Origin of the sequence: Aquisalimonas sp., assembly GCF_007120195.1 — a bacterium.
GTDB lineage: Bacteria > Pseudomonadota > Gammaproteobacteria > Nitrococcales > Aquisalimonadaceae > Aquisalimonas.
In genome coordinates this window covers 1-9,309 of the sequence record NZ_SKOG01000149.1, presented here as the reverse complement: position 1 = coordinate 9,309, position 9,309 = coordinate 1, and the positions used below count along the sequence as shown (strand labels likewise).

General features: G+C 65.6%; 7 protein-coding genes. 1 reads left to right on the top strand and 6 read right to left on the bottom strand.

Annotated elements, in window-relative coordinates:
- The coding region (locus QZT63_RS11125; RefSeq protein ID WP_290651192.1) for a phosphoenolpyruvate hydrolase family protein at window positions 1-458 on the bottom strand (458 nt) is incomplete at its 3' end.
- Between the two features lie 11 nt (window positions 459-469).
- Window positions 470-1,675 carry a Tm-1-like ATP-binding domain-containing protein gene (locus QZT63_RS11120; protein ID WP_290651190.1) on the bottom strand — a complete coding sequence of 402 codons (1,206 nt, stop codon included), beginning with the start codon at window positions 1,673-1,675 and terminating at the stop codon, window positions 470-472.
- A gap of 216 nt (window positions 1,676-1,891) precedes the next feature.
- Between QZT63_RS11120 and QZT63_RS11115 the strand changes: the two genes are divergently transcribed.
- The gene (locus tag QZT63_RS11115) at window positions 1,892-2,575 is read left to right on the top strand and encodes a phosphoenolpyruvate hydrolase family protein (protein ID WP_290651188.1); all 684 of its coding nucleotides are present in this window, start codon (window positions 1,892-1,894) and stop codon (window positions 2,573-2,575) included.
- Window positions 2,576-2,589: 14 nt separating this feature from the next.
- Here the strand turns inward: QZT63_RS11115 and QZT63_RS11110 are convergent, their stop codons facing one another.
- The 4 genes from QZT63_RS11110 to QZT63_RS11095 all read right to left on the bottom strand — a co-directional run.
- Complete coding sequence (locus QZT63_RS11110) at window positions 2,590-4,398, bottom strand: phosphoenolpyruvate hydrolase family protein (RefSeq protein ID WP_290651186.1); 1,809 nt, start codon at window positions 4,396-4,398, stop codon at window positions 2,590-2,592.
- Between the two features lie 236 nt (window positions 4,399-4,634).
- Window positions 4,635-5,840 (bottom strand): NO-inducible flavohemoprotein, encoded by a 1,206-nt coding sequence (hmpA, locus tag QZT63_RS11105; protein WP_290651184.1) that lies wholly within the window; start codon window positions 5,838-5,840, stop codon window positions 4,635-4,637.
- A 741-nt stretch (window positions 5,841-6,581) separates the two neighbouring features.
- The gene (gene lpdA / locus QZT63_RS11100) at window positions 6,582-8,687 is read right to left on the bottom strand and encodes a dihydrolipoyl dehydrogenase (RefSeq protein WP_290651183.1); all 2,106 of its coding nucleotides are present in this window, start codon (window positions 8,685-8,687) and stop codon (window positions 6,582-6,584) included.
- A gap of 16 nt (window positions 8,688-8,703) precedes the next feature.
- Window positions 8,704-9,309: 2-oxo acid dehydrogenase subunit E2 (locus tag QZT63_RS11095; protein WP_290651181.1), on the bottom strand; the 606-nt coding region annotated here is incomplete at its 5' end.

Below are 9,309 nucleotides of genomic sequence, written 5' to 3'. Positions count from 1 at the left end.
CGCGCGCGCGCCACCACTTCCACCTCGCGCTGGTAGCTCATCCCGGTCTCTTCCAGATTGGCGCGGAAGGTGCCGTCGATCAGCCCCACCGTGGGAAAGTTCTGAATGCCGGCAAAGCCCACGGCCTTGAGTTCGTCCAGCAGGTGATCGGTGATCATGAACGGGTCGGTGCCGTTGACGCCGGCAAGCACCGGCGTGTGCTTGACCACCGGCAGCACCTCGCGGGCCATTTCCTTGACCACCTCGTTGGCATTGCCGTAGGCCATCAGCCCCGCCAGGGAGCCGCGCCCGGCCATGCGATAACGCCCGGAGTTGTAGATCACGATCAGGTCAATGCCGCCGGCCTCCTCGCACTTGGCCGACAGACCGGTGCCGGCGCCGCCGCCGATAATCGGCACACCGCGGCTGACCATGTCCTGGAATCGGGCAACCAGTGTCTCGCGTGTCCACCTGCTCACGATCACCTCCTTTACGCCGCCGCCATGACGGCACGGAACTGTTCCACCAGAGCCTTGGCGAACTCCGGATCGTTGATGTTGTTGGGAAGGCGAATCAGCCTGCGCTCGTCGGTCTGCTGCACCGTGTCCTCCAGGGCCCGGAACAGCGCGGCATCCGCCTGCGGGTCATGAAAGGGCTGCCCCGGGGCATCGATCAGCGAAACGCCCCCCTCGGGCAGAAGGAAACGGACCGGGCCGTTGCAGCGGTTGAGCTTATCGCCGATCCACCGGCCCATGCGCTCGTTCTCCTCACGCGTGGTGCGCATGAGCGTGACCTGCGGGTTGTGCGCGTAGAACGTGCGCCCCTGGTATTTCGCCGGCACGGTATCGGGGGCGCCGAAGTTCACCATGTCCAGCGCGCCGCAGGAGCCCACGTAGGGGATGCCGGTGCGGGCGATGGCGTCCAGGCGGCCCTCGCCGGCGCTGAACACGCCGCCCATGAACAGATCACAGATCTCGGTGGTGGTGATATCCAGCACGCCGGCGATCATGCCGCTGTCGGCGAGCTTCTCCATGGACTGTCCACCGGTCCCGGTCGCGTGGAAGACCAGGCAGTCGTAGTCGTCCTCGAGCATGCCGGTCACCTGGTTCACGCAGTCGGTGGTCACGCCGAACATGCTCAACCCGATGGCCGGCTTGTCGGCGCCTGCCTCGGGGATGCGGTGGCTGAGCATGCCGGCGACTGCGTTGGCGGCATTGCCGAGGACTTGTCGCGAGATCCGATTAATGCCGGCCACGTCGGTGACCGACGGCATCATGGTGAGGTCGCTCGGGCCCACATACGGGGCGACATTGCCGGAGGCAACGGTAGACACCAGCAATTTCGGCACGCCGACGGACAGCTCGCGCATGGCGGGGGCGATTATGGCGGTACCACCGGAGCCGCCCATGCCCAGAATGCCGGCGAGGTCCGTGCGCGTCGTGATGAACCGGCGAAGCGCCTCCGCCATGGCCGCCACGGCCTGACCGCGGTCGTTCACAAACACCGCGTCCGCCCCCTCCGGATGGTGGGCCGCCACGTCCGCTGCACGAATATCTGCATCACCGCCGTCACCGCGGGTACCCACGTCCACCAGCACCGGTTCCACGCCGGCGGCGCGCAACAGGCCGCAGGCATAGCGAAGCTCCGCGCCCTTGGTATCACAGGTGCCAACTACATAGGCCTTGCGTGCCATCATTCTCCTCCTCCTCACCGGGGTCACCCCGTGTCCGCATGACAGGCCGAAAAAGGCCGCCCGCGGCTTTTATTTGCTTCGATATGGTGCACACCCCATGCCAAACCGCCGGATACGGCGCTGGCACAAGGAAACGAAGATTTCGCGCTACGCTGTCAATGTGCAATCCTGAGTAACCAATGCCGATTTCTACCCGGTCTTACACAGTGCGAGTTACCCATGGCCCCATCGGACACACCCGACGGCTGGTTCGTCACCGACAGCGCCGCTGCCGCCACCCTCGGCCCCGGCCCCTGCATTCTCGCACCGGTGACGGCGGCGCTGGACCCGCACCTTGCGGTCATGGCCTGCGCGCTGCCGGTGGGTGATGTCAACGGCGCCCTGGAGGCGGCCCTGCAGTCAGAGCCGCCACCGGAATGGGTGATCGCCGGAGTGCTCGCCCACGACCCATTCCTGCGGCGCCGGGATCTGCTTGCGACACTGAAAAGCGCCGGCGGAACCGCCCTGACCAACTGGCCCAGCGTGTGCCCGCTGAGCGGCGAACTGGCCGGTGCCCTGGAGCATTCCGGATTCACGTACCAAAGAGAGCTGGAGCTGCTTGAAGAGGCGCAGAAACAGGGCTTCGGCGTGTGTGTGGTAGTACATACAGAGGCGCAGCTCGACGAGGCATTGACCCTCACCCCCGCGCACGTCCTGGTGACGCCGGGCCTCGGCACGCCGGAGCGCGAGGAGCGACGTCACCGGGCGCAGCAGACCCTGGAGCTGGCGACCCGGGCGCAACGGGAGAGCGCGGCCGCCGTGCGGGTTCATTATCACCCGGGCTTCGCGGACATGCTGGATGAGCAACTGCCCCGGGGCATCGGCCGCATCCGGCACCGACCGAGCAGACAGTCTGCGGGGTAGGGCCTGCCACGGGTTCAGAGCAGGTCGTAACGGCGCATTTTGTTGTAGAGGGTCTTGCGGGCGAGCCCGAGTTCCCGGGCCGTGTCCCCGCGCCGGAAGCGGTTGCGCTGCAGCGCCGCCATGATCCACTCGCGCTCGCTCATGAGTGCCGGCTCGGTGGCGGCTGCCGCTCCCGTTGCCCCGTCTGCCACCGCCGGCTCCGCCCCGGAGTCCGGTGCCGGCTCCGACGGCTCCAGTGGCGACAGATCCCGCGCCGTGACCGCGTCGCCGTCGCACATGATCACCGCCCGCTCGATGACGTTGCGCAGCTCGCGCACATTGCCTGGCCACGTATGGCGCATCAGGGCGCGGTAGGCGGAGGCATCCATCTGCCGCACCCGCAGGCTCATCTCCGCGGCGATCTGCGGCAGCAGCTGGCGAACCAGCAGCGGGATATCCTCGATACGGTCTCGCAGCGGCGGAAGGGTAATCTCCACGGCATTGAGGCGGTAGAGCAGGTCCTCCCGGAAGCTGCCATCGGCCACCATCCGGCGCAGCGGTTGGTTGCTGGCGCAGAGAATGCGGGCGTTGGTCCTGCGCGGAGTATTCGTCCCCAGGCGCTCGAACGAGCCGTCCTCCAGCACCCGCAGCAGCTTGGCCTGCAGCGGCAAGGCCAGGTCGCCGATCTCGTCGAGCAGCAGCGTTGTGTTGTTCGCCTGCTCGAAGCGCCCGACCCGCGCCTTGACCGCGCCGGTGAAGGCGCCGGCCTCGTGGCCGAAGAGCTCGCTCTCCAACAGATCGCGGGGAATCGCGGCGCAGTTCACCGCCACCATGCGCTGATCACGGCGCCGGCTCGCGGCATGAATGGCCCGGGCAACCAGTTCCTTGCCGGTGCCGTTCTCCCCGGTGATGAGCACGGAGAGCTCACTGTCGGCGACCTTGCGGATCATCTGCACCACCGAGGAAATGGCCGCCGAGCGGCCAATCAGCCCGAACTCGTGGCCATCACCCAGCCACTCGCTCTTCAGGCTGTGAATGCGCTGCTGCAGATGGGCGACGGACTTGTATGCCGAGGTGGTTTCCGCCACGGCCGTCTCCAGCGGAATACGGTCGATGGTGGAGCCGCCGATATAGCCATCGGCTCTCGAGGCCTCGGCCACCTGTTGAGCCTCCTCCGGCGTGGTGATCGGTCCACCTTCGACGGTGCATTTGATCCGGGGCCGGCGCCTGCGCACCGCGGCGAAAACTTGGCGCGCGTGCTCGCAGGCCTCGTCCAGGCTGTAGCGACTGGGCACGCCGGCCACGCCGCCGGCGTTCCAACCGAAATTGACACAGAGAATATCCACGCCGGCGTCGGCCATCATCACGGCCTCAGCCCGGCGCCGCACGTAGCCGCAGGTCCCCATGCCAGCGGCACGCGCCCGCCGCATGAGCTCCACCTCCCGGCTGAACCCGACACCGACGTACTCCAGGTTCTGACGCATGGCGCCATCGAAGTGCACCGCCGTGGGGAAGTTGCAGATGCCGTCGAAGCCCTCCCGCCGGGCTTCGGCGACCAGCGCATCCAGGTCCTCCGAGGGGTCGAACACGCAGGCGCCGAAATACACGGGCAGGTCGACCCGGTCGAGGATCTCCGCCCGGGCGAACGTCTGCACCGCGCGGTTGTTGTTGGCGACCGGCAGCATGCAGGAGATGGACGGCGCCCCCATGACGCGAAGCCGCCCGGCATGCAGGGCGAGCAGCATGTCTGCGCCACCCTGGGCCGCGGCGCGGGCGGTCATGCCGGTACCGATGGCGGCAACGACGAGAAAGTCACGATCAACGGATGCACTACGGGTAGCCATACGCCTCGTATAGCATCGCCGGGCGGCACCGGGAAAGCCCGGCGCCACCGCCGGCGCGAGCCAGGGCGGCATTAGACCGGGCATCAGCGCGTCAAAGAGGGCAGTTCACCCCGGCGTCCGACGGCGTGATCGACGAACAGCACCTTGGCCGGCGCGAGTCGCCCGGGTGACACCGAGCCCGAGGTTGCGCTACGTGGCGCCTTTATTCCATGCCCAACAGCGTCAGGCGGCCCTCACTAATGCCAGGAGGCCTCGCTGAAGCGGATACGCGGCCCGAAGATCTCGTAATGGAGCTGCTCGTCTGCGTAGCCCATCCGCTTGAGCAGGATGTTCAGGCCTGACATGAAGGCCGTGGGGCCGCACAAATAGACGTCGCCGCGACCCTCGAAGGGCAGCCAATTTCCGAGGATGGCCGTATCCAGATAGCCGAGATGGTCGGCCCCCTCCCCCTGCTCATAGGCAACATAATACTTGAAGCCCTTCTGCGCACTCAGCGCGCGAAGGTCGTCGTGCATGACATGGTGCGAGCGGTCGCGGCAGCAGTGAATGAACACCAGATGCTCGAGATTTCTGCCTTGCCGTACGGCATTGAGCAACATGCTGACCAGCGGCGTGATGCCGATGCCCCCGCCGATCAACACCGGCCTCTCGGAACGCTTCTCGACGACAAAATCGCCGGTGGGCGGACGCAGCCAGACCCTGTCGCCGACACTGGCATCGTGCAGGAAGTTGGAGACGTGGCCGGGAACCGAGGTGCCGGCGCCCTCAGCCTTGACGGTAATGCGATAGTAGGGCTCCCCGGGGGCGCTGGATAGCGAGTATTGGCGGATCTCGTCGAACGCCGAGGACGGCGGGCGGGTCTTAACCCCCACATACTGACCAGGGCGGAAGTCGGCTATCGGCTGGCCGTCTTCCGGTCGCAGGTAGAAGGACTTGACCTCGTCGGTCTCGGGTTCGACCCTGTCGATGATGAAGGCTCGATCCCCGCGCCAGCCTCCGGGCGTGGACTCGTTCGCCTGGTAGATCCCTTCCTCGGTCTCGATGAAGATCCCGGCCAGAGCTTCGTAGGCTTCTGCCCACGCCGTCAGCACGGGATCGTCGTCGTGCAGCTTGAGGTGGTCGCGAATCGCTTCCAGCAGATATCTACCGACGATGGGGTAGTGCTCCGGGGCCACCTGAAGGCTGGCATGCTTGTGGGCGATGCGCTTGACCACCGGACCCAAGGCCTCCAACTCGTCGATATGCCTGGCATAGGCGAAGACTGAATCAGCGAGGGCGCGCGCTTGCTCACCCTTCGCCTGGTTGGCCATGTTGAAGATGTTCTTGAGCTCGGGGTGGTGATGGAACAGCTTGTCGTAGAACAGACGGGTGATCCTTTCCCCTTCATCCCCGAGTAGCGGGGCGGTGCTCTTGACCGTATCGATGGTGGACTGGGACAGCATACAGCCCTCCAAGTTGAGATGCGGGCCTGAAGTGGTATGTACAATGCCTCTTCCTGCCAGATCCAGCATGAGGCAGCCCCTACAAGGGACGCAGACACCACGGCGGCTGAATCAGGATGCGTATGTGCAGTTATAGCACCTCTTAAGCCGCTAGTGTCCCTCTGTGCTCGGCGGTCGCTGCGATTCACCCATCGCCGCTGGGCGGCGCCATGGGGCGCGAATCCACCTCGCCGACAGGATGAAAGGAAAGCGCAGCGGCGCGCCGAGCATCATCCCTGGAGAAAACTGATGGTGCGGCGCAATTCGTCGGCGGCGTAGCCGGCGACGATGGCGTTCGGCGGCCCCTGCCGAGCAGGGTGCCGAAGCCGCCCATGCTCGACGACCACGCAGTGGCGAGGAGCATGCAGACGCCGAATCGCTGGTTCGGCTCGAGCCGACCCTCGCCAGCGTCAAGCGCGCTATCGGGTTCAGCACGGTCGGCTGCAGGACCGTGGCCGAGAGCGGCATCGCCTCGGCCATCCACCAGCACCATGATCAACCCGAAGGCACGTACGCCCTACGGCATCTTGGCGGATCGCCGCCGGATGTATCATCGTGCCCCCGTTGCTGACCACGCTATTCGGTCGAGTTTATGTCCTCCTAATTGTTTGCATTCATGGGTGTTCAGGCGTTCCAGAATGAACGGCCGAGGCTGGGTCGCCGCGCGAGCGCGGCGGCACCAACGGCCCGATGGAATTGACCCTATCGCTTCTTCTGCGGCGGCAGATCGGTACACACACCTTCGAACAGTTCGGCGGCCATGCCCACCGATTCGCCCAGGGTGGGATGCGGGTGGATGGTCTTGCCGATGTCGACCGGATCGCAGCCCATCTCGACGGCCAGACACAATTCGCTGATCAGATCCCCCGCCTGGGTGCCGACGATGGCGCCGCCGATAATGCGGTGGGTCTCCTCGTCGAACAGCAGCTTGGTGAAACCTTCGTCGCGGCCGTTGGCGATCGCCCGACCACTGGCCGCCCAGGGGAAAACCGCCTTGCCGTACTTGATGCCTTCGGCCTTGCATTCGGTCTCGGTCTTGCCGGCCCAAGCGACTTCCGGGTCGGTGTAGGCGACCGAGGGAATCTGGCGGGCATCGAAGAAGCTCTTCTGTCCGGCGGCGGCTTCCGCCGCGACATGGGCCTCGTGAACCGCCTTGTGGGCCAGCATCGGCTGGCCGATGATGTCGCCGATCGCGAAGATATGTCCGACGTTGGTGCGCATTTGCTTGTCGGTGGCGATGAAACCGCGTTCGTCAACCGCCACCCCGGCGTTCTCGGCACCGATCTTGTTGCCATTGGGGCTGCGCCCGACCGATTGCAGAATCATGTCGTAGACCTGCGGCTCGGCTGGGGCGTTGTCGCCCTCGAAGCTGGCCTTGAGGCCGTCTTTGCCGGCTTCCACGGCGGTGGTCCTGGTTTTGAGCATCACCTTGTCGAAGCGCGGCTTATTGACCTTTTCCCAGACCTTGACCAGGTCTCGGTCGGCGCCGGTCATCAGCCCGTCGAGCATCTCGACCACATCGATGCGAGTGCCCAGGCTTGAGTAGACCGTGGCCATCTCCAGGCCGATGATGCCGCCGCCGATGACCAGCATGCGCTTCGGGATGGACGCGAGTTCCAGGGCGCCGGTGGAGTCGACCACCCGGGGGTCGTCGGGAATGAAGGGTAGTTTCACCGACTGCGAACCGGCGGCGATGACGCACTTGTCGAACTTCACCACTTGCTTCTCGCCGGTCTGCTCCTGGCCGTCGCCGGCGGTCAGGGCAACTTCCACGTGATGCGGGTCGAGGAATTTTCCGACCCCGCGCACGACCTCGACCTTGCGTGCCTTGGCCATGCCGGCGAGCCCCCCAGTGAGCTTGCCGACGACCTTTTCCTTCCAGCCGCGCAGTTTGTCGAGATCGATGTCCGGCTTGCCGAAGGCAATGCCGTGATCGGCCATGCCATTGGCCGCGTCGGTGACCGCGGCGACATGCAGCAGCGCCTTGGAGGGGATACAGCCGACGTTCAGGCATACCCCGCCGAGGGTGGCATAGCGTTCCACCAGCACGGTCTTCATCCCCAGATCGGCGGCCCGGAAGGCGGCCGAGTAGCCGCCCGGCCCCGCGCCGAGAACGAGCATCTCGCACTCGAGGTCGGCACCGCCGGTATGGGTGGCCGCCGCAGGAGCCGGCGCCGCGGCCGCCTGCTCCCCCGCTCCCCGCGCGGGGGCGGGTTGGGCTGCGGGAGATTTCCCTTCCGCTTGCAGCATCAGAATCGCCGAGCCTTCCGAGACCTTGTCGCCGACCGCAACCAGCACTTCGCTGACCTTACCGGCCTTGGGCGCGGGCACGTCCATGGAGGCCTTGTCGGACTCCAGGGTGATCAACGGGTCCTCGGCACGGATCGTATCGCCAGGGCGCACCAGCACTTCGATTACCGGGACGTCGTTGAAATCACCGATTTCTGGCACCCGAACCTCTTCCAGGCTGCCGCCGCCATAACCACCACCAGCATCGCCGGGCGCCGCTGAGGCAGCCCCTTTTTCATGGACCGCTGGGTGCGGTTCGTGGTCCGCCACCCGGGATCCGGTCTCGGCCGGTTCCAGCATCAGGATGATCGAGCCTTCGGAGACCTTGTCGCCGACCTGGACCTTGAGTTCTTCGACCGTGCCCGAAGCCGGGGACGGCACGTCCATGGAGGCCTTGTCGGACTCCAGGGTGATCAGCGGGGTTTCGATGTCGATCGCATCGCCCGGTTTGACCAGCACCTCGATGATCTCGACTTCGTCGAAGTCACCGATGTCGGGCACCTTGATTTCGATTGCCATTGTGTCGTTCCCCCCCTTACATCATGATGCGCCGCATATCGGCGAGCAGTTTGGCGAAATGGACGTTGAAACGGGCCGCGGCGGCGCCGTCGATCACCCGGTGATCCCAGGATAGCGACAGGGGCAGCATGAAGCGCCAGGCCGATTGCTTGCCGTCTGGGGACACCTGTTTCCAGTAGGAGCGACACACGCCCATGATGGCCACCTCGGGGGCGTTGATGATGGGCGTGAAATACTGCCCGCCGATCCCGCCGAGCGACGAGATGGTGAAGCAGCCGCCCTGCATCTGATCGGGCTTGAGCTTGCCGTCGCGGGCCAGCTTGGCCAGCTCACCCATTTCCTGGGCGATCTCGGTCACGCCTTTCTGGTCTGCATCGCGGATCACCGGCACCATCAGGCCCTGGGGCGTGTCGGCGGCGAACGCGATGTGGTAGTAGTGCTTGAGGATCAGATTCTCGCCGTCCAGCGAGGCATTGAACTCGGGGAACTGCTTCAAGGTCGCCACCGCGGCCTTGATCATGAACGCCAGCATGCTGACCCGGATGCCCGACTTCTCGTTTTCCTTGTTGAACTGCACCCGGAAGGCTTCCAGGTCAGTGATGTCGGCCTCGTCGTGGTTGGT

Bases quoted from the DNA above. Each gene is read 5' to 3' on its own strand.
- QZT63_RS11120 (WP_290651190.1), bottom strand. From the start codon at position 1,675: ATGATGGCACGCAAGGCCTATGTAGTTGGCACCTGTGATACCAAGGGC.
- QZT63_RS11115 (WP_290651188.1), top strand. From the start codon at position 1,892: ATGGCCCCATCGGACACACCCGACGGCTGGTTCGTCACCGACAGCGCC.
- QZT63_RS11110 (WP_290651186.1), bottom strand. From the start codon at position 4,398: ATGGCTACCCGTAGTGCATCCGTTGATCGTGACTTTCTCGTCGTTGCC.
- hmpA (WP_290651184.1), bottom strand. From the start codon at position 5,840: ATGCTGTCCCAGTCCACCATCGATACGGTCAAGAGCACCGCCCCGCTA.
- lpdA (WP_290651183.1), bottom strand. From the start codon at position 8,687: ATGGCAATCGAAATCAAGGTGCCCGACATCGGTGACTTCGACGAAGTC.